Raw genomic sequence first — 18,521 nt, forward strand, 5'->3', positions numbered from 1 at the left:
TAGGTGTGCGGAGAGGGGGGCTGTCTCCCGCCCGACCTTACAAACGTCAAGTGCTGGAACGGGCCTCCCCCGCCCACAGCGCCGCCCCGATCAGGCCCGCGTCCACCCCCAGTTCTGCGTGGACGACTGCGGGCTGGTAGCGCTGTGGGAAACAGGCGAGCGACGAGCGCACCCGCGACAGGTAGCCGGGGCGTAGGCCCACGCTGCCACCCAACGCCACCCGCGTGATGCCCAGCAGGGCTGCCACGTCCGCGATTTTCCAGGCGATCAGGGCGGCGGAGCGGGTGTATTCGGCTTCGGCGGCCCCGTTCCCGGCCTCGGCGGCGTCACACAGCGCCCTGGCATCCTCGTGCCCCAGCGCCCGCGCCTGCCCGCCCAGCGCCGTGCCGCTCGTTTCGAACTCCAGCGGTCCCAGGCGGCCCAGCGGCGGCACTTCCTCGCCCTCCTGCCACACGGCGGGCACGCTCACGAAGCCCAGTTCGGCGTCCAGCCCGTTTGCCGCAAGGTGCAGCCGCTCCCCCAGCACCAGCCCCGCGCCTACCCCCGTGCTGACGGTGATGAACATGAATTCGGAAGCTCCCCGGCCCGCCCCGGCCCGGAACTCGCCCCAGGCGGCGGCCCGCGCGTCGTTGAGCACCGAGCAGGGCAGCCCCAGCCCTTGCGCGAGGCGCTCCGCCAGCGGAATGTCGGTCCAGCCGGGAAAGGTGTGGGTGGCCGTCGCGGTCACGCGCCCCCGCGCCACTGCGCCCGCACAGGCCACGCCGACGGCCACTGCCTCCGAGGTCAGTGGGGCGGCCAGGTCCAAGGCGGCCGCCATCACGGCTTCCGGTGTGGCCGGTTTCGGCGTGCGTGTCTCGCGCCGCTGCGTGACGCGCCCGCCTTCCACTAGGGCTGCCCGCATGGATGTGCCGCCGATGTCGAGGGCGAGGAGGGGAGACCCTGTCATGGCCGCACCTCCCTCAGACGGCCCTGCCCGTCCAGCAGGAGACGCAGGGGCAGGCGAACGTCATACAGAATAAAGTCGGTGGTCTGTCCGGCACGCTGGCTGATGCTGAGGCTGAGCGCGCCACGCACCGGGGCCAGCGGTACCCGCCAGGTCTGCCCCGGCTCCAGCCGCTGCCAGCCGGTACAGTGCGTGGCCGCGCAGGTCGCCACCTCCACCGAACGGGTGCCGCCATTTCGCAGCGTGACGCCTCCCCATGCCCCCCCACCTGCCAGCGCTACGCCGGCCAGGGCCAGGGCCAGCCAGTACGGGTGGCCCTTCATGCCCGCACCCTCAGCGGAAACACCCCCGTGAACAACCGGGGCCACGCCAGATGCGCCTCCCCGACCTCCAGCGCCAGCCCAGTCTGGGCAAAATGCCGCTCCCACAGCGCCCGGATGCGCGGCGTGATGAGTTCTCGCAGATGCACTTCGGCCGCCGCCCGCTGCCCGCCCAGGTCGAAGGGGCTGGGATGGTCCAGCTGGGCGCGCACCTCGGCTCGCGCGAACGCCTGGTACAGCGCGTCGTCCACCATCCGGGCGAAGAGGGCCTCGGCGTGGGCCGCCCGGTCCTGCACCAGCGGCGCGAGCTTGCCGAACGCCACCGCGCTGCCCAGCGTGTTCCCCGCCGTGTTCCAGGCGGCATACCCGGCGAGGTCGGCCAGCGGCAGCACCTGCATCAGCGTCCACAGCCGCCGCTCGGCCCCGTTGGGGTAAGCAATGTCCGCGACACTCACGGCCCGCCCCGCCGCCAGGTCCTCTCGCAGCGCATCCACGAAGGCGGGCAGATGACGGTGCGGCGTGTCCACCGTGGCGAAGTCGGGCTGGAAACTCGCCTGCCGGGTTCCCGGCGTATTGACCGCCAGCACGAAGTCGGCCTCCGCAGGTGTGTCTGCCAGCCGGCATCCCGCCGCGCGCAGGTGTGCCCGCACGAGTTCCCCTGCCGGGCGGTCCTCGTAAATCAGTTCAGCCCCTGCACCCAGCAGCCCGCTGTAGCGCACCCAGGCCCGCACTGGCTCCGGCCGCAGCGCGCGGGCCATCAGCGCGCAGGGCACCTCGTCGGCCCCCGGATACACGTCCAGCCGCTCCCACACGCCCAGCTCGTCGGCGCGGGCCTCCAGCAGCCGGCGGTCGAAGGCGGCCAGGCCGTAGGGGGTGGTGTCGTCCAGGGTCAGGCACAGGTGCGTCAGCGTGCCCCCGGCCAGCAGGTCCAGCGCGGCGAGGTGCAGCGCCCGGTTGCGTTCGCGGGTGCCCACCCAGTCGGCCAGGATGTCCGGGGGCAGGGCCGCGTGGGCCGCGTCCAGCGCCGCCCGCTCGCCCTCCCCATGCCGGGCGTGGCGGTCGAAGGCCGTGGAGTAGGCCCGCAGCTCGCGCCCCCACTCGCCGTAGTAGGGCTTTTCCTCGTGTGGGTCGTTGTCGTGGGCCACCCGCACAATCACCCCGAAGGCGTAGACGCGCAGCCCCGGATTCAGCGCCCGCACCTCCCGCAGCACGTCCAGCCGCTCCAGCACGGTGTCCAGCGGGTCGGACACCCGCCGCGCCGGAATCATGCCCCCCAGCGTCAGCGTCTCCAGGCAGACGACCAGGGCGTCCGCCTCCCGCGCCTCGTCCAGCAGCCACTCGTGCAGCCTTCCCGTATCGCCCGGCGTGAAGAAGTCGGGCAGAGCCTCCGGCGGCGGCACCCGCACCTCTGCGCCGGTCATGCGGGCGAGTTGCGCGGGATGCTCCAGTGTGGGGGGCCGGGTGTCGGGGGGAATCAGCAGCAGGCGGGTCACGTGCGTCAGTCTAGAAAGAAGCGCAGCACGGCGTCGCGCATGCCCCGGCTAGTGTAGTGCCCCACACCGGGAAAGACCGCCTCGTGAAAGTTCTCCGGACAGCCCGCCCGCGCATAAGCCTCGCGGTAAGCCGCGGCCGTCGGGACATGGTGGGCGGCGAGGGGGAATGCCGGGTCGCTGTCGCCGCTCGCCAGCAGCAGGGGTGTGGGGGGCGCGTCCTCCGCGTGGGTGACGGGCCGGTGCGCCTCCAGAAAGGCCCGGAGGTCGGGGCGGCGCACCTCCGGCTCCTCCCACACGCCGGAAGTAATCAGCGCTGCCGCCCGCGTCACCCGCCGTTCGTTGCGGGCCAGGGTCTGCGTCACGTAGCCGCCCATGCTGGAGCCGGTGATGGACACGGGCAGCGGGCCGAACAGTTCCGCCAGCGCGTCCAGCAGCGCCGGGGCTTCGGCCACTGTGCGGCGCACACTCTCCCAGACGTACTCGCGGGCGTTCAGGCTGGGCGGCGTTTCCTCCACCCGCTCGCCATGCAGCGCCGCGTCGGGGATGACGACGGCCCAGCCCTGCGCGGCCAGGGCGGAGTACACGCCCAGTTTTCCCTCCTTCGCCGCCCAGGCCCCGTGGTACACGAGGCACACCTGCCGCACGTCCGTCATCTCCGGGGGCCGCTCTATCAGGCACGGCACGCCCGCCAGCACGCGCCGCTCTATCAGATACGGCGTGCCCGCGTATTCCGGGGCGGCGTGGGGGTCGGCCGGGTTGAAGGTTCTGGTGTCCGTCATCCTCCCGCCTCCACTCGCGTTGCGTGCCCGTCCGCGTCCAGCCGCCATACGTCTGGATTCCGCAGTCCCGCCCAGCCCACGTAGTCCAGCCCCAGCGCGAGCGCCAGCAGGTTGCCGTGGGTCACGACCGCCGTGATGCCGTCCGGGTTCCGTGCGCCGGAAAGGGCCGCCTGAATCCTTCGCCGGGCTGCGCTGGCCGCCTCGCCGCCCGGCAGGCGCAGCCAGGGCAGACGGAAACTGGCCCGGAGGGCCGTGCGCCAGTAGGGCACTTCCCGGCCACTCAGCACCCGCTCGGTCAGCCGCGCGTCTGTCTCGACCTCCAGCCCCAGCCGCTCAGCGAGGGGCTGCGCGGTGTCCACCGCCCGCGTCCAGGGACTGCTCACGATGCGCGTGACGCCCAGCCCGGCCAGCGCCTCCGCCAGCCGCTCCGCCTGCACTTTCCCTTCGGGCGTGAGAGTCGCCTCGGGTGCCTGTCCGCCCGCTTTCGCATGGCGGATGAGCAGCAGGGTGCCGCTCACTCCGTCGTCTCCGCCGCCTGCCTGGGCGCGACGATGTTGCGAATTAGGCGCATCTGCCCCCGGTGGCTGACCTCGTCCTCCATCACGTGAAACCAGGCCCAGTGGTGGTTCGGAAAGTCGAAGCCCGGCACCGTGAGGCGCGAGGCCAGCCAGGCGTCGTCCTTCTGCGCGAGGGTGGCGAGCGTGTGCCCGCGCGACGCCTCCAGCTCGGCCAGGTACCATTCCAGCGGGCGGCCCCGCACGGCCTCACCGCCCTCCGCGCCCATAGTCAGGCCGGAGCGGTAGGGGCCGAACTCGGGGATGCTCTCGCTGAAGGGGTCGCGGCCCTCGAACGATAGCCAGTGGTACACCCGGTCCACCGCCGCGATGTGCGCCAGCAGCATGCCGATGGAGTTGCGGAAGCCCGGCGGCGTGGCGTCCAGTTGCTCCACGCTCAGGCCCCGCACGGCATCCAGGGTGGTCATGCGCGCGTAGTTCAGCATAGCGGTCAGCGCCCCGATATGCGGATTGGAGTGCCCGTCCGGCTCGATGCGGTACCAGTGCTGCCACTCCTGCACTTCATTGGTCGGTTCGGCGCTCATTGGCCCAGCGTAATTCATACGGATTCCGTCTGTTTCGTTAACAAACCGGGAAAGCGCCGGTTTGCCAACTCCACGCCCGGAACCCGTTTCTCTCCTTCTCGCGCTGCTCGGATTGAATCACTTCGTCAACGATTCAATCGGAGTCCTTATCAGATCACGTGGCCCAGCCGCCGCATCTCTGCCTGGAGGGCTGCCACGTCCACCCCCCGCACCTCCCCGCCGTGGTCCCGCGCCGCCCATGCCGCCGCAATTCCGGTCGCCTCGCCCATCGTGTGGCAGTTCTGCTGTACCCGGATGGCCGACTGCGCCTCGAAGGTGCTGCTCGCCGCCCGCCCCGGCACCAGCACATTTCGCAGGCCCACCGGCACCAGCGCCCGGTACGGAATCTCGTGGTAGGCGTCGGGGGCAAAGTAGGGCGCGGTGCCGTCGCGCTCGTGCAGCAGCCGCGCGCCGCCCTTGACGCTGTGAATGTCCACCGGGTAGTGGTTGCGGCAGATGCTGTCCGGAAAGCGGCGGCAGTCCAGAATGTCCTCCACCGTCAGCGTGTACTCGCCCACGATGCGCCGCGTCTCGCGCACACCGACCATCGGGGCGACGGTGCCGATGTAGGCGGCCTCGCATCCCGGAAAATAACGGCGGCAGAAGGCCGTCAGGCGGTCAATCGCCGCCCGCCCGTCCGTCTGCGCCGCCGAGAGGTGCCAGGGATTTGCGCCGTCGTTCAGGTCGGCCCGGATGCGCGGGCAGTTGAAGCTGATTTCGCCGGGCCGCCCCGGTACGCTGAAGCCCTGGAAATAGTCGCCGTCGCGCTCCTCCAGCACGCCCGCCGTCACCGCCTCCCGGAACAGGGGTTCCAGGCTGGAGTTCCACCCCCACACCATCCAGAAGTGCAGGAAGTCGGGGGAGGCCTGGGGCTGTCCGTGTTCGCCTAGGAAGGCCGTCAGCCGCCCCGTCTCCACCCCCGCCAACGTGAAGCGCAGGCTCATCGCCTGGTGTACGCCGTCCTCGTCGCCCGCATGGAAGGGGGACCCGGCCCGCGCCACCACATCCGCGTCGCCCGTCGCGTCGATGAACACGCCCGCGTGGAAGGCTTGCAGGCCGCCCTTGTTGTGGAGGACCAGGGCGGTGAGGTGCGCGGGAGGCGGTGCGCGGTGCGCGGTCGGTTGGGCCTCTGCAACCAGCGGCGCGACCACCTGCGTGTGGTACAGCACCTCCCCGCCTGCCTCCAAGAGCATCTGCTCCAGCACCACCTTCAGGCCCTCGGGGTTGAACCAGTTGTCGTTGCCGCCCGCGTCGGTGGCCCCGTCGCCCCGCGCACGCAGCCGGGCCTTGAGTTCGTCCGTCAATCCCCGGTTGAGGTTCTGCCCCGCCGACACGTTCCGCATCAGCGGCGTGACCCAGGCGTTCGTGCCGGTGCCGCCCAGGCTCCCCAGCGCCTCCACGACCAGCACCCGCGCTCCGGCCCGTGCGGCAGCGATGCCCGCGATGGCCCCGGCAGTCCCGCCCCCTGCGACGATGACGTCCCAGGTGCGGGGTTCGGTGGAATAAGGAAGGGTCATTTGACGCTGACGGTGCCCCACGTTTTCCCGTTCACGACAATCTCAAAGGGGCCGACGCGGGCAGGGGTGCCGGGGTCCGTGTAGGTCTTCGTCTCGTTCCGCACGCTGGCGGAACAGGCCACGCCGACCGGAACGCTGCCGCGTGTGGTCAGCGTCAGGCGGCTGGCCGTCCGCTGCGCGCTGAAGCCGTCGAAGCTGCCGCAGCCAAGTCCCACTGTGACCGCGACGTTCATGACTTCAGTTGCTCCTACACTCGCCGGAAATTGCACGTCCGCGACCCCCGGAGTGTTCGGCGTCCAGATGAGTCCGCAGGCGCTCAACGGCAGGACGAGGACGGCAGCAAGCAGCATTCTTTTCATGCGGTCATCCTGCCATGGCGGAAATGGAGTTCCGCACACATCTGCCTCACCCCTTCACCGCCCCCTCGATGCCCTTCATGAAGTACCGCTGCCCGAAGGCGAAGATCACCAGGATGGGCAGGACCGTGATCACCGCCCCGGCCATCACCGCACGCGAGTTGGTGCTGAAGGTGCCCGACAGTTCCAGCAACCCCGCAGAGAGCGGCATCAGGTTCTTGTCGGGCAGCATGATGCGCGCCCACAGGAAGGAGTTCCAGTACGCCACGAACTCCAGAATGCCGAAGGCCACGATGGTCGGGAGCGCCAGCGGCAGCATGATGCGCCGCCAGATCGTGAGTTCCTTCGCGCCGTCAATGCGGGCGGCCTCGATCAGCTCGATGGGCACCCCCAGGTACGCCTGACGCAGCAGAAACAGCCCCACGATGCTGGCGATGCCCGGCAGCACGACCGCCGCGTACTGCCGCACGGCGTCCAGCACCGGATTGGTCTGTTGCAGCAGCCCCAGCTTGATGGTGGTGATGTAGTTGACGATCAGACCCGCCTCGTTGGGCAGCACCATCAACACCAGGATCGAGTAGAAGATCAGGTCGCGCCCCGGAAAGCGCATCTTGGCGAGCGGGTACGCGGCCAGCGCCGCCAACGTGACGGTGAGGGTCACGCCCGCCGTGCAGATGATCAGGCTGTTCAGAATCAGCCGCCAGAACGGCACGGTGGTGCCCGTCAGCACCTCCACGTAATTTTTCAGGCTGACGCCGCTGGGCAGCAGCTTCGCCTCGTAGATGTTCCCGGTCGGCTCCAGGCTGGTGATCAGCGTCCAGTAGAACGGATAGAGCATGATCAGGGCAATGACGCCCAGCACGACGTAGGCCGCGAGGTTCGCCACCCGGTCCTTGCGCCGTTTCCTGGCCCGGAGATCGGCGGCCGTTTTGCTGACCGCTGACGGCTGATCGCTGACCGCTCCTTTAAGCATCCGCCTTCCCCCCCCGCGTCAGTTTGAAGTTGATCAGCCCGAAGAGGATGCTGATCACGGCGATCAGCAGCCCGGCGGCGGCGGCCAGCCCGTACTGGAAGTCCACGAAGGCGCGTGAGTAGGTGTAGAACAGCGCCGTGTAGGTGCTTCCGGCGGGGCCGCCCTGCGTCATCACGTAAATCTCCTCGAAGACCTTGATCGCGCTGATGGTCGAGAGCAGGCTGCACACCAGAATGGTGGGGCGCAGGCCCGGCAGCGTCACGTTCAGGAACACCTGCCAGCGGGTCGCGCCGTCGATCACGGCGGCCTCCTCCAGCTCCCGGCCGATGGCTTGCAGGCCCGCCAGATACAGCACCATGTAATACCCGATGCCCTTCCAGAGCGTCACGAACATCACCGCGTAGAGGGCCGTGAGGGGGTTGTTCAGCAGGCTGCCGCCCCCGTGCAGGCCCAGCGCCCCCAGCACGGCGTTCACCGGGCCGTCCTGCTGATACATCCAAGTCCAGATCAGGCCCACCACCGCGAAGCTGGTCACGACCGGCACGTAGTAGGCCGTGCGGAAAAAGCCGATGCCCCGCAGCGGCCGGTTCACCAGCATGGCGACCGCGATGGCGAGAATCTGAATCACGGGCACGACCAGGATGTACTTGAGGCTGTTTTTCAGACCCGACCAGAACTGAGAGTCGGCGGCGAGGGTGCGGAAGTTCTCCAGCCCCACCCACTCGGGCGGGCTGATGATGTTGTATTTCGTAAAGGCCAGGTAGGTGCCGAACAACACCGGCCAGGTGTGGTACAGCACCAGCAGGGCGAGAAAGGGCAGCATGAAGGCGTAGGCGATCAGGGTGTTGCGCACCGTCACGCGCGCCCCCCTGCCGCCCCGCGCGTGCTGTGCCCGGCGCGACTCACGCCGCTGGGTGGTGGTCATGCCCGGCAGTCTACGCACAAGCACCCGCCCGGGGCATGAAAAACCGGCCACCCCGTGGGGAAGCCGGTTCCAACAGGCGCTGCTGGGAGGTTAGTGGCCGTCGCCGTCCTGCGCCTCGCGCTTGCCGGAGTTGTACTCGGCGTGGGCCTCGGCGTTGTGAACCTCGGCCTTGGCGCGGTCCTCGGCGGCCTCGGTGCGGTCCTTCAGGTTGTCGGCGGTGCCCCCGAAGTTGCTGGCGATGTCGTGCCCGGCGGCGCGGGCGCGGTCGGCCCCTTCCTTCAGCTTGGCTCCGGCGGCGTCGGCCATGTTCTCCAGCGTGCTTTTGTCGTCACTCATCAGTGTGAACCTCCTGGCTTTGGATTCCCGCTTGGGTGGACGCAGCATCGCGCGCCCCGCACCCGCCCGGGTGAAGGGAAGCTTGAGGGGTTCATTACCCTTTTCCTGACTCAGCCTTAAGGAAAGGCGGGACAGCCGCGGAATGTTGGACCGTGTGTACACCTCCCCGGTAACAGGGACACCCCTGCCCCCGCCGGGCCGGGTGGGGGTAGAGTTGGACCGTCATGACTCAAGCCACCGATCCTCATATCAAGGTGCCCGCGCAGGGCGAGAAGATTCGCATGGAGGGGGGCAAGCTCCTGGTGCCCAACCGCCCCGTCATTCCCTTCGTGGAGGGCGACGGCACCGGCCCCGACATCTGGCGCGCCTCGGTGCGCGTGTTCGACGCCGCCGTGCAGCAGGCCTACGGCGACGAGAAGAAGCTCGAATGGATGGAAGTCTACGCGGGCGAGAAGTCCACCCAGGTCTACGGCGAGGGCGAGTGGCTCCCCCAGGCGACCCTCGACGCCTTTAACGAGTACCTCTTCGGCATCAAGGGGCCACTCACCACGCCGGTCGGCGGCGGCATCCGCTCGATCAACGTCGCGCTGCGCCAGATGCTCGACCTGTATGCCTGCGTGCGCCCGGTGCAGTACTTCCCCGGCGTGCCCAGCCCGGTCAAGCGTCCCGAGGACGTGAACATGGTGATCTTCCGCGAGAACACCGAGGACATCTACGCGGGCATCGAGTACAAGGCGGGCACGCCGGACGCTGTCAAGCTGCGTGACTTCCTGATCAACGAGCTGGGCGTGGACAAGATCCGCTTCCCCGAGACGTCCTCGCTGGGCGTCAAGCCGGTGAGCCAGGAAGGCACCGAGCGCCTGGTGCGCGCCGCCATCGAGTACGCCATCGCCAACGGCCGCAAGAGCGTGACCCTGGTCCACAAGGGCAACATCATGAAGTTCACGGAGGGCGGCTTCCGCGACTGGGGCTACGACCTCGCCAAGCGCGAGTTCGGCGGCGTGGAACTCGACGGCGGCCCCTGGCTCCAGCTTCCCAACGGCATCGTGATCAAGGACGTGATCGCCGACAACTTCCTGCAACAAATCCTGCTGCGGCCCACCGAGTACGACGTGATCGCCACCCTGAACCTCAACGGCGACTACATCTCCGACGCGCTGGCCGCGCAGGTGGGCGGCATCGGCATCGCGCCCGGTGCGAACATCAACTACGTGACGGGCCACGCCATCTTCGAGGCCACCCACGGCACCGCGCCCAAGTACGCGGGCAAGGACGTCATCAACCCCAGCTCGGTCATCCTCTCTGGCGAGATGATGCTGCGCTACATGGGCTGGGTCGAGGCCGCCGACCTGATCATCCGCGGGCTGGAGCAGACCATCGCGCAGAAGACCGTCACCTACGACTTCGCGCGCGGGATGGAAGGCGCGACCGAGGTCAAGACCAGCGAGTTCGCGGACCGCATCATCGCGAACATGCGGCAGATGTAATACGGATTCCGATTGAAGGGTGTTGAAGACACCCGGAAATCCGACCAGAGGGAGAAGGAACAAGGGCGGATTTCGGGAGATGGATGAACAGGCGGTGCCCTCCCGCCTGTTCAGGAATTGGACGGAATCCGTATAAGCACGCCGGGCCAACAAGCGGGGGCAGAGAGCCATAGTGGCCTCTGCCCCCGCTTTTGCTTGAGTCGGCTTCAGCCTATCGCCAGCATCCGCTCGATGGGCCGCAACGCCCGCACGCGAATCTCCTCGGGGACGGTCACGCGCGGCTGGAGGTTTTCCAGGCTGCCCCGGATGTTCTCCAGCGTAATCATCTTCATGTACTCGCAGCAGGCGGTGCGGCTGACGGGCACGAAGGTTTTGCCCGGCACGTCCTTTTCCAGGCGCGTGACCATGCCCGTCTCCGTCACCACGATAAAGGTCTGGGCCTCGCTCGCCTGCGCGCGGTGAATCATGCCCTCGGTGGAGTAGAGCTGCAACTCCGGAAAGGCCGACAGAATCCGGCTGGAGCAGCCGCACTCGGGGTGAATCAGCAGCTCGGCGTCCGGGTGCGCGGCCTGCTGGCCCTGCACATCCTCCGGGCGAATCGCCTCGTGGACATGGCAGGCCCCGTCCCACACGTCCATCTGCCGGCCCGTCTCGCGGATGACGTGTGCGGCCAGGAAGCGGTCGGGGGCGAACAGCACCGGCACACCGTCCGGCAGGCTCCGCACAATCTGCACGGCGTTCCCGCTGGTGCAGCAGTAGTCGGACTCGGCCTTCACGTCGGCGGTGGTGTTCACGTAGGTGACGACCAGACCGCCGGGGTGGCGGGCCTTCCAGTCGCGGATGCCCTGGGCCGTCAGCGTGTCGGCCAGCGAGCAGCCCGCGCGCAGGTCGGGCAGCAGCACGACTTTCTCGGGGTTCAGGATGGCCGCCGTCTCGGCCATGAAATGCACCCCGGCGAACACGATGACTTCGGCGTCGGTCCGCGCCGCCTGCCGCGAGAGGCCCAGCGAGTCGCCCACGAAATCGGCTATCTGCTGCACCTCGGGCCTCTGGTAGTTGTGCGCCAGAATCACGGCGTTCTGCTCGCGGCGCAGGCGCTCGATGTCGGCGCGAATCTGCGCCTCGTCGGGCAGGACTTCCAGTTGCAGCAGGTCGCGGTGCGGAATCTGCGCGGGGGGGACGACGGGGCGGATATTCGTCATTTCAGTTCTCCAGGGTCAGGTTGAGGCTGATGTCCAGCGCTGGGGCCGAATGCGTCAGCGCCCCCACGCTCACGAAGTCCACGCCGCTCGCCGCCACATGGGGCAGACGCTCCAGCGTCATGTTGCCGCTCGCCTCCAGCGTCACGTCTGGCGCGAGGCGGTCACGCACCCGCACGGCCTCGGCCAGCAGGTCGTCGCTCATGTTGTCCAGCAGCACGCGGTCGGCCCCGGCGCGCAGGGCCTCTTCCAGCCCGGCCACGTCGGGCACCTCGCACTCCACCTTCAGCAGGTAGCTGTGGCCCCGTGCCCGTTGGATGGCCGCCGTGATACCCCCCGCCGCCGCGACGTGGTTGTCCTTGATCAGGATGCCGTCGTCCAGCCCGGCGCGGTGGTTGGTGCCGCCGCCCTGCCGCACCGCCTCCTTTTCGAGGTCGCGCCACAGCGGGGTGGTCTTGCGCGTGTCCAGCAACCGCGTGTGCCCTCCGCCCAGCGCGTCCACATGCCGCTGCGTGAGGGTGGCGATGCCGGAGAGCCGTTGCAGCAGGTTCAGGGCCACCCGCTCACCCGACAGCAGGGGGCGGGCCGGCCCGGTGACGCTGCCAATCACCCCGCGCTCCCGCCACTCGCCCTCGCGGGCCGACCACGTCACCCGCAAGCCGGGGTCCAGCAGCGCGAACACCCGCGCCGCCACCGCGAGGCCGCTGGGGACGCCCGGCTCCTTCAGCAGAAACTCGGCGCGGGCGGTCTGTTCCGGCGGGATGGTCGCCAGGGTGGTCGCGTCCCCCCGCCCGATGTCCTCGGCGAGGGCGGCGCGCAGGCGGTCGTCGAGGCTCAGCACGGCGACCTACGGTCAACACGGCCAGTCGTGAATGAAATCACGCGCTGAACCTTAGCACGCCCGCACCCACCGGCACCTGCTCCAGCCGCGCCCCCCGCCCGTCCCGCCATTGCACCATGTGCAGCGGCGTGCCCTCACGCGGAAAGTCCGAACGGAAGTGCCCCCCGCGCGACTCCTCCCGCGCTAGGGCTGCCCGCAACACCAGCTCCCCAATCAGGGCAAGGTTGGCCGCCTCCAGCGCCGCGCGGCTGTCGCCGGGGGCAGGGGAGAGGCCCCACCCCGCCAGCGCCGCCCCCAGCCCCGCCGCGTCCCGCCGCAGGCCCGCCGCCGCGCCCAGGCGTTGGCGCAGGGTCGCCAACCCCGCCGGGTCCGCACCGGGGGCCGCGACTGCCTCACCCTCCTCCAGGGGCAGGGCACCCTCGGCCAGCGCCGCCCGCGCCGCCCTGGCCCCGAACACCAGCCCCTCGGACAGGCTATTGCTCGCCAGGCGGTTCGCCCCGTGCAGGCCGCTGGAGGCCACCTCGCCCGCCGCGTACAGGCCGGGCAGGGTGGTGCGGCCCCGCGCGTCCGTCTGCACGCCGCCCATCGTGTAATGCACGGCGGGCTGCACCGGGATGGGGTCGCGGCCCAGGTCCAGCCCCAGTGGGCGCAGCGTGGCGGTGACGGTGGGAAAGCGCGCCTCCACCCATTCCGCGCCCAGGTGCCGCAGGTCCAGAAACACGCCGCCCGTCGCGGCCCTCTCGGCGGCAATCGCGCGGGCCACCACGTCGCGCGGGGCGAGTTCCAGCGCCGGGTCGTAGCGGGCCATGAAGCGTTCGCCGCGCGCGTTCAGCAGCACGCCGCCCTCGCCCCGCGCCGCCTCCGTCACCAGGTGCGCCTCGCCCCCGGCCACGACCGCCGTGGGGTGAAACTGCACGAACTCCAGGTCCCGCAGCACCGCCCCGGCCCGGTAGGCCAGCGCCAGGCCGTCCCCGGTGCCCTCGCGCGGCGCGGTCGCCACCGGGTACAGCCGCCCGAAGCCCCCGGTGGCGAGCAGCACGCCCCCCGCCCGCACCCGCAGCGGCCCCCCGGGGGTCAGGAAGTCCGCGCCCACGACCCGGCCCCCCGCGAGGCGCAGGTTGCGGGCAAAGGCCCCCGGCAGCACCCGCAGGCCCGGCCCCTCCCCGGCCCCCAGGGCGCGGCCCAGCGCGAGGCTGATGGCGTGCCCGGTGGCGTCCCCGGTATGGCGGATGCGGGGGCGGCTGTGACCGCCTTCCAGGGTGCCGTGCGGGGCAAAGGCCACGCCCAGGTCGCGCAGCGTCTCCACGTGCGCCCGCGCCTCCCGCACGAAGGCCTCCACCGTCTCCGGCTCGCACAGGCCCCGCCCGGCCCGCCGCGTGTCCAGCGCGTGCGCGGCCTCGTCCCCGTCGGCCAGCGGCGCGGCGATGCCGCCCTGTGCCCAGCGGGTCGAGCCGCCCATCAGGGGTGTCTTGCAGGCCAGCACCACGTCCGCGCCGTAACTGCGGGCCGTCAGGGCGGCATACGCACCCGCCACACCGCCGCCGATGACCAGCAGTTCCGTTTCCAGCGTTTTCACGGCCCGCAGGGTAAGGGAAGCAGGCCGGGGCGAGGCCCACCCTGTACACTCCTGCCATGACGCGCGTCCTGTTCGCCCTCGCCGGCGTGGTGCTGCTGGCCCTGACCGCACTGGCCCTGGTGTGGCTGGCGGGGCAACTGCTGGTGGGCCTGGGGGCCTTCGTGGTCGGCCTGGCGGCGGTGCTGGCGCGGCTGCTGCGCTTCCTGCTGCTGGCCGGCGTGCTGGGCGGCCTGGCCTACTTCATCGCGAGTGCGTGGCGGCCCGCCCGCGAGGTGCGCCGGTGAGCGCCCCCGACCGCTTCCTGGGCCGCGCGGACGTGTACGCCCAGGCGCGGCCCTCCTACCCGGATGCACTCGGCGCATGGCTGGCGGAACGGGGCCTGCTGCCCGGTGGCGTGGCCGACGTGGGCGCGGGCACGGGCCTCTTTACCCGCCTGCTGCTGGCGCACGGGGCGCAGGTTCACGCCGTCGAGCCGAACCCCGAGATGCGTGCTCAGCTGGCCGCCGGCTTGGCCGAGGCCGTGGCCGCGGGCCGCCTGACCGTCCACGACGGCACCAGTGAGGCGACCGACCTGCCGGACGCCAGCGTGTCCCTCGTCACCGCCGCGCAGGCCGCCCACTGGTTCGCGCCCGCACCCACCGTCCGCGAGTTCCGCCGCATCCTGCGCCCCGGCGGGCACGTGCTGCTGGTCTGGAACGACTGGCGGGGCGAGGCTGTCCCCTTCAACCGGGCGTATGGGGAGGTGGTCATGAAGTTCGCCGAGGGCATGCCCGAGGTGGTGACGCGCGTGCCCGACGCCGAACTGCCGCAGCTCCTCCCCGGCGGCTTCGAGCAGGTCACCTTCGGGAATCCCCTCTCCCTCACCCGCGAGCGCCTCCACGCCCTCGCGGCCAGCGTCAGCTACCTGCCCTCGCCCAGCGATGCGGCCTACCCGGCGATGGTGCGGGAACTGAATGCCCTCTTCGACGCCTCTCAGCAGGGCGGCGCGGTCACGCTGGCCTACCGCACGCACGCTTACCTGGGTCGCCTGGCGTAACCGTCACTTCATTTGGGAAAACAAAACAGGCTACAATAGCCGGCTGTGACGCGCGCTGTCCTCCTGAGTGTTTAGGGCTTCTCCGGCGGCGTCTGGAGGCTTCTTGAGTTACTGGCGCAACGAAATCAAACCGCTGCTGGACGCGGAGACGGGCACCTTATTTAAGCAGGCCCCCATCCGCGTCACGCTGGCGTTTCCCAACCGCTACTCCGTGGGGATGGCTTCTCTGGGCTATCAGGTCATCTACCGCATGTTCAACCAGGAAGAGGGCGTCGCCTGCGAGCGTGCCTTCCTGCCCGACGACGTGGAGGCCTTCGAGCGCACCGGTCAGCCCCTCCCCACCGTCGAGTCGGGCCGCGCGGCGGGCGACTGCGAACTGTTCGCCCTGAGCGTTTCGTTTGAGCTGGACCTCACCAACATCATCCGCACGCTGGACGTGGCGGGGATGCGCCCGCTGCGCGAGGAGCGCGACGACACCGACCCGGTCGTGATGATCGGCGGTCCCTTCACGTCCTCCAACCCCTATCCGCTGACGCCCTTTGCCGACGTGATCATCATCGGGGACGGCGAGCAGATTGTGCCGGTGGTGTCGGAAGCCCTGCGGGAGGCCAGCACCCGCGAGGAGTTCTACGACCTGATCGACGGGATGCCGGGCGTCTTCCTGCCCGCGCGGCATGTCCACGAGCCGACCTGGGCGACCGCGCCCAAGGAACTGCTGCCCGCGTACTCGCAGATCGTCACGCCGCACAGCGAACTCAGCAACATGTTCCTGGTCGAGGCGCAGCGCGGTTGCCCCCGCCCCTGCACCTTCTGCCTGGCCCGCACCATGTACGGCCCCAACCGCAACAACCAGGCGCAGGAACTGCTCGACGTGATTCCCGACTGGGTGGAAAAGGTCGGCCTGGTGGGCGCGGCCCTGTCCGACTTCCCGCACACCAAGTATGTGGGGCGCACGCTGACCGACCGCGGCATCAAGCTGGGCGTCAGCTCCATCCGCGCCGATACCGTGGACGCCGAACTGGCCGAGATTCTGAAGGCGGGCGGCCTGCGGACCTTCACGGTCGCCTCCGACGCGCCCAGTGAGCGCCTGCGCCGCTGGCTGAAAAAGGGCATCACCACGGAAGACCTCGTCAAGACCGCGCAGATCAGCCGCGACCTGGGCTTTTCGGGCATCAAGGTCTACATGATGATCGGCCTCGGCCCGGAGAACGACGACGACATCACCGAGCTGATCGCCTTTACCAGGGACCTCGCCAAGATCAACCGCGTGGCCCTGGGCATCAGCCCCTTCGTGCCCAAGCGCCACACGCCGCACTTCGCGGACCCCTTCGCGGGCGTGCAGACCATCGAAAAGCGTCTCAAGCGCATCCAGAAGGAACTGCGCACCACCGCCGAACTCCGCAACGTGTCCGCCAAGTGGGCCTGGGTCGAGAGCGTGATCGCCCGCGGCGGCCCCGAGGTGGGCATGGCCGCCTACCGGATTTACCGCCAGGAGAGCATCGGGGCCTGGAAAAAGGCCCTGGAAGAGGTCGGCTGGCGCGACGAGTTCGAGGCCAACACGCCCGCGATCGGCCTCCCGCCGGGGCAGTACGAGGCCCGGGACGTGAGCGCCCACGCGCAGGGCCTGGCGGTATAGGGACGCAGAAGGCTCAAGGCAGAAGGCAGATGGCAAGCGTTAGGCCATCTGCCTTCTGCCCCTTACGCCCTCGTCTCCCGCAAGCTGCGGTCAAAGAGTGGCGCGAGCTGCGCGTCGAAGCGGGCCAGCACCGGCCCCAGAATTGCGGTGAGCAGCACGTACACGGCGGCCAGCGGCCCCAGCGTGGGTGCGAGGCCCAGGCCCAGCCCCGCGATCAGGATGCTGAACTCGCCGCGTGGGATCAGGGTGGTGCCCGCGCGGTAGCGTCCGCGGGTCTGCACCCCGGCACGGGCCGCGCCCCACCAGCCGGTGAAGAACTTGGTGGCGCTGGTCACCACCGTCAGCAGCGCGGCGGGCAGCAGCACGCCCGGCACGCTCCCCAGGTCCAGTTGCAGCCCGAAGAACACGAAGAACACGGCGGCAAAGAGGTCGCGCAGCGGCTCGATCAGGGGGCGGGTGCGTTCCGCGACCTCGCCCGAGAGGGCGATGCCCACCAGAAAGGCCCCGATCGCGGCGGACACCTTCAGCAGGTCGGCGGCCCCCGCCACGACCAGGACCAGCCCGAACACGCTCAGCAGCAGTGCCTCGCTGCTCTGCACGTTGACCACGCGGCTCAGCACGTGCCCGTAGCGCAGCGCCAGAAAGAACGCGGCGGCAAACGCGGCGAGCGCCACCAGCAGGTTGACCCCGATGGCGGCGAGCGTCCCGCCCAGCAGCAGCGCGGCGACCACCGGCAAGTAGGCGGCCATCGCCACGTCCTCCAGCACGCAGACGGCCAGGATCACCGGCGTCTCGCGGTTGCCCAGGCGGCCCAGGTCGCCCAGAATCTTGCTGGCGATGCCGCTGGAACTCAGGTAGGTCACGCCGCCCAGCAGCACGGCGGCCAGCGGCGCAAAGCCCAGCAGCAGGCCCGCCAGCAGCCCCGGCGTGAAGTTCAGCCCGAAGTCCAGCAGTCCCACCTGCCGGTTGGCCCGGAGGTTGTCGCGCAGTTCGCGGCTGGTGTATTCCAGCCCCAGCGTGAAGAGCAGCAGCACCGCGCCAATCTCGGCCCCGATATGGATGAACTCCTCGGGCGCGTCCCCCAGGTGCATAAAGGCCCCCAGGCCAATCCCGGCGAGCAGGTACAGCGGAATGGGCGTGATGCCCAGGCGTCCGGCTGCCCGGCCCACCAGCGCCAGCGCGAGAATCACCGCGCCCAGTTCCAGAAACAGTTGAGCCAGGGGCACGTCGGACCTCATACGGATTCCGTCCAATTCCTGAACAGTCGGGAGGGCACCGCCTGTTCATCCATCTCCCGAAATCCGCCCTTGTTCCTTCTCCCTCTGGTCGGATTTCCGGGTGTGTTCAACACCCTTCAATCGGAATCCGTATCACAGGGCAGGTGAGCGGCGGGAACGGCGTGCAGAACGGTGAGGGGAAAGCAGGGGGTCAGCCCTCGCCGCTGAGCAGCTTCGCGGCGCTGACCACGCCGCCGGGCGTGCCCACCACGACCACCGTGTCCCCCGCGTGCAGCGGGAACTCCGGGCCGGGCGCGGGGATGGCCTGACCGTCCCGCATGACCGCCACGATGCTGGCCCCGGTGCGGGTGCGCATCATGGTGTCGCCCAGGGGCCGCCCCGCGTAGGGGCTGATGCCGGGCACATTCACCCAGTCCATCGCCAGGCCCTCGATGTCCTGCGTGAGCCGCGCCACGTGCCGGGTGATGGTGCTGCCGCTCAGCAGGTCCGCGACCGCCTCGGCCTCCTCGTCGCTCAGGACGATGTTCTGCGCGCAGGCATCGGGGTCGTCGCGGCGCGAGACGAAAATCTCCCGCCGCCCGTCACGGTGCCGGATCACGCCCACGCGTTTGCCGAAGCGGCCATCGAAATCATGCCGCACGCCCACACCGGGCAGGGGAGTTTCTTCCAGCTTGACCATGCCGACAGCATAAAGCCGCCCGACAGGGGAAACCGGGCAGCAGGGAGGC

The 18,521-nt window shown here is 69.9% G+C and carries 20 protein-coding genes; 4 read left to right on the top strand and 16 right to left on the bottom strand.

Annotated features, from left to right (window positions below; all coding sequences use genetic code 11):
• Positions 1-46: 46 nt before the first annotated feature.
• The 11 genes from ABEA67_RS04215 to ABEA67_RS04265 form a co-directional block, all read right to left on the bottom strand.
• Positions 47-946 (bottom strand): ROK family protein, encoded by a 900-nt coding sequence (locus tag ABEA67_RS04215; protein ID WP_345461331.1) that lies wholly within the window; start codon positions 944-946, stop codon positions 47-49.
• The gene (locus tag ABEA67_RS04220) at positions 943-1,266 is read right to left on the bottom strand and encodes a hypothetical protein (protein WP_345461334.1); all 324 of its coding nucleotides are present in this window, start codon (positions 1,264-1,266) and stop codon (positions 943-945) included. The genes ABEA67_RS04215 and ABEA67_RS04220 overlap by 4 nt, the downstream gene beginning before the upstream one ends.
• Complete coding sequence (locus ABEA67_RS04225) at positions 1,263-2,756, bottom strand: DUF4127 family protein (RefSeq protein WP_345461337.1); 1,494 nt, start codon at positions 2,754-2,756, stop codon at positions 1,263-1,265. Before ABEA67_RS04225 ends, ABEA67_RS04220 begins: the two co-directional genes overlap by 4 nt.
• A 5-nt stretch (positions 2,757-2,761) precedes the next feature.
• The gene (locus ABEA67_RS04230; RefSeq protein ID WP_345461340.1) at positions 2,762-3,535 is read right to left on the bottom strand and encodes an alpha/beta hydrolase family protein; all 774 of its coding nucleotides are present in this window, start codon (positions 3,533-3,535) and stop codon (positions 2,762-2,764) included.
• Positions 3,532-4,053 (bottom strand): histidine phosphatase family protein, encoded by a 522-nt coding sequence (locus ABEA67_RS04235; protein WP_345461343.1) that lies wholly within the window; start codon positions 4,051-4,053, stop codon positions 3,532-3,534. Before ABEA67_RS04235 ends, ABEA67_RS04230 begins: the two co-directional genes overlap by 4 nt.
• Positions 4,050-4,634 carry a DinB family protein gene (locus ABEA67_RS04240; protein WP_345461346.1) on the bottom strand — a complete coding sequence of 195 codons (585 nt, stop codon included), beginning with the start codon at positions 4,632-4,634 and terminating at the stop codon, positions 4,050-4,052. The genes ABEA67_RS04235 and ABEA67_RS04240 overlap by 4 nt, the downstream gene beginning before the upstream one ends.
• A gap of 149 nt (positions 4,635-4,783) precedes the next feature.
• A complete protein-coding gene (locus tag ABEA67_RS04245; protein ID WP_345461349.1) occupies positions 4,784-6,190 on the bottom strand; it encodes an FAD-dependent oxidoreductase in 1,407 nt (468 codons plus the stop codon).
• Positions 6,187-6,549 (bottom strand): hypothetical protein, encoded by a 363-nt coding sequence (locus ABEA67_RS04250; protein WP_345461352.1) that lies wholly within the window; start codon positions 6,547-6,549, stop codon positions 6,187-6,189. Before ABEA67_RS04250 ends, ABEA67_RS04245 begins: the two co-directional genes overlap by 4 nt.
• 46 nt (positions 6,550-6,595) lie before the next feature.
• Entirely contained in the window at positions 6,596-7,519 is a 924-nt protein-coding gene (locus ABEA67_RS04255; RefSeq protein ID WP_345461355.1) for a carbohydrate ABC transporter permease, read from the bottom strand.
• Entirely contained in the window at positions 7,512-8,444 is a 933-nt protein-coding gene (locus ABEA67_RS04260) for a carbohydrate ABC transporter permease (RefSeq protein WP_345461358.1), read from the bottom strand. The genes ABEA67_RS04255 and ABEA67_RS04260 overlap by 8 nt, the downstream gene beginning before the upstream one ends.
• Before the next feature lie 90 nt (positions 8,445-8,534).
• Positions 8,535-8,780 carry a hypothetical protein gene (locus ABEA67_RS04265; protein ID WP_345461361.1) on the bottom strand — a complete coding sequence of 82 codons (246 nt, stop codon included), beginning with the start codon at positions 8,778-8,780 and terminating at the stop codon, positions 8,535-8,537.
• Positions 8,781-9,004: 224 nt separating this feature from the next.
• Between ABEA67_RS04265 and icd the strand changes: the two genes are divergently transcribed.
• Positions 9,005-10,267: an NADP-dependent isocitrate dehydrogenase gene (gene icd / locus ABEA67_RS04270; RefSeq protein ID WP_345461364.1), complete on the top strand. Its 1,263-nt coding sequence runs from the start codon at positions 9,005-9,007 to the stop codon at positions 10,265-10,267.
• 206 nt (positions 10,268-10,473) lie between these two features.
• Here icd and nadA read toward each other — a convergent pair whose 3' ends face one another.
• The 3 genes from nadA to ABEA67_RS04285 are packed head-to-tail and all read right to left on the bottom strand — an operon-like array spanning position 10,474 to position 13,883.
• Entirely contained in the window at positions 10,474-11,469 is a 996-nt protein-coding gene (nadA, locus tag ABEA67_RS04275) for a quinolinate synthase NadA (protein WP_345461367.1), read from the bottom strand.
• A gap of 1 nt (position 11,470) precedes the next feature.
• The gene (nadC, locus tag ABEA67_RS04280) at positions 11,471-12,307 is read right to left on the bottom strand and encodes a carboxylating nicotinate-nucleotide diphosphorylase (protein ID WP_345461369.1); all 837 of its coding nucleotides are present in this window, start codon (positions 12,305-12,307) and stop codon (positions 11,471-11,473) included.
• Positions 12,308-12,344: 37 nt separating this feature from the next.
• Positions 12,345-13,883, bottom strand: a complete 1,539-nt coding sequence (locus ABEA67_RS04285; protein ID WP_345461371.1) for an L-aspartate oxidase — start codon at positions 13,881-13,883, stop codon at positions 12,345-12,347.
• A gap of 56 nt (positions 13,884-13,939) precedes the next feature.
• Here ABEA67_RS04285 and ABEA67_RS04290 point away from each other — a divergent pair, with 56 nt between their 5' ends.
• From ABEA67_RS04290 to ABEA67_RS04300, 3 genes are all read left to right on the top strand, one after another.
• Entirely contained in the window at positions 13,940-14,167 is a 228-nt protein-coding gene (locus ABEA67_RS04290; protein ID WP_345461373.1) for a hypothetical protein, read from the top strand.
• Complete coding sequence (locus tag ABEA67_RS04295; protein ID WP_345461375.1) at positions 14,164-14,919, top strand: methyltransferase domain-containing protein; 756 nt, start codon at positions 14,164-14,166, stop codon at positions 14,917-14,919. The genes ABEA67_RS04290 and ABEA67_RS04295 overlap by 4 nt, the downstream gene beginning before the upstream one ends.
• Positions 14,920-15,022: 103 nt before the next feature.
• On the top strand, positions 15,023-16,555 hold the full coding sequence (locus ABEA67_RS04300) for a B12-binding domain-containing radical SAM protein (protein ID WP_345461377.1): 1,533 nt from the start codon (positions 15,023-15,025) through the stop codon (positions 16,553-16,555).
• Positions 16,556-16,617: 62 nt separating this feature from the next.
• On the opposite strand, the gene ABEA67_RS04305 is transcribed toward ABEA67_RS04300, so the two are convergent.
• Together ABEA67_RS04305 and ABEA67_RS04310 are read right to left on the bottom strand one after the other, a co-directional pair.
• The gene (locus ABEA67_RS04305) at positions 16,618-17,781 is read right to left on the bottom strand and encodes a cation:proton antiporter (protein WP_345461380.1); all 1,164 of its coding nucleotides are present in this window, start codon (positions 17,779-17,781) and stop codon (positions 16,618-16,620) included.
• Positions 17,782-17,983: 202 nt separating this feature from the next.
• Positions 17,984-18,472 carry a cation:proton antiporter regulatory subunit gene (locus tag ABEA67_RS04310; RefSeq protein WP_345461383.1) on the bottom strand — a complete coding sequence of 163 codons (489 nt, stop codon included), beginning with the start codon at positions 18,470-18,472 and terminating at the stop codon, positions 17,984-17,986.
• Positions 18,473-18,521 lie beyond the last annotated feature (49 nt).

It is taken from the genome of Deinococcus carri, from assembly GCF_039545055.1.
Lineage (GTDB): Bacteria > Deinococcota > Deinococci > Deinococcales > Deinococcaceae > Deinococcus > Deinococcus carri.

What these genes read in the sequence shown, in the direction of transcription:
- ABEA67_RS04240 (WP_345461346.1), bottom strand. Translation starts at nt 4,634, where the DNA reads ATGAGCGCCGAACCGACCAATGAAGTGCAGGAGTGGCAGCACTGGTAC.
- icd (WP_345461364.1), top strand. Translation starts at nt 9,005, where the DNA reads ATGACTCAAGCCACCGATCCTCATATCAAGGTGCCCGCGCAGGGCGAG.
- ABEA67_RS04260 (WP_345461358.1), bottom strand. Translation starts at nt 8,444, where the DNA reads ATGACCACCACCCAGCGGCGTGAGTCGCGCCGGGCACAGCACGCGCGG.
- ABEA67_RS04265 (WP_345461361.1), bottom strand. Translation starts at nt 8,780, where the DNA reads ATGAGTGACGACAAAAGCACGCTGGAGAACATGGCCGACGCCGCCGGA.
- ABEA67_RS04230 (WP_345461340.1), bottom strand. Translation starts at nt 3,535, where the DNA reads ATGACGGACACCAGAACCTTCAACCCGGCCGACCCCCACGCCGCCCCG.
- ABEA67_RS04245 (WP_345461349.1), bottom strand. Translation starts at nt 6,190, where the DNA reads ATGACCCTTCCTTATTCCACCGAACCCCGCACCTGGGACGTCATCGTC.
- ABEA67_RS04255 (WP_345461355.1), bottom strand. Translation starts at nt 7,519, where the DNA reads ATGCTTAAAGGAGCGGTCAGCGATCAGCCGTCAGCGGTCAGCAAAACG.
- ABEA67_RS04250 (WP_345461352.1), bottom strand. Translation starts at nt 6,549, where the DNA reads ATGAAAAGAATGCTGCTTGCTGCCGTCCTCGTCCTGCCGTTGAGCGCC.
- ABEA67_RS04220 (WP_345461334.1), bottom strand. Translation starts at nt 1,266, where the DNA reads ATGAAGGGCCACCCGTACTGGCTGGCCCTGGCCCTGGCCGGCGTAGCG.
- ABEA67_RS04290 (WP_345461373.1), top strand. Translation starts at nt 13,940, where the DNA reads ATGACGCGCGTCCTGTTCGCCCTCGCCGGCGTGGTGCTGCTGGCCCTG.
- ABEA67_RS04310 (WP_345461383.1), bottom strand. Translation starts at nt 18,472, where the DNA reads ATGGTCAAGCTGGAAGAAACTCCCCTGCCCGGTGTGGGCGTGCGGCAT.
- nadA (WP_345461367.1), bottom strand. Translation starts at nt 11,469, where the DNA reads ATGACGAATATCCGCCCCGTCGTCCCCCCCGCGCAGATTCCGCACCGC.
- ABEA67_RS04215 (WP_345461331.1), bottom strand. Translation starts at nt 946, where the DNA reads ATGACAGGGTCTCCCCTCCTCGCCCTCGACATCGGCGGCACATCCATG.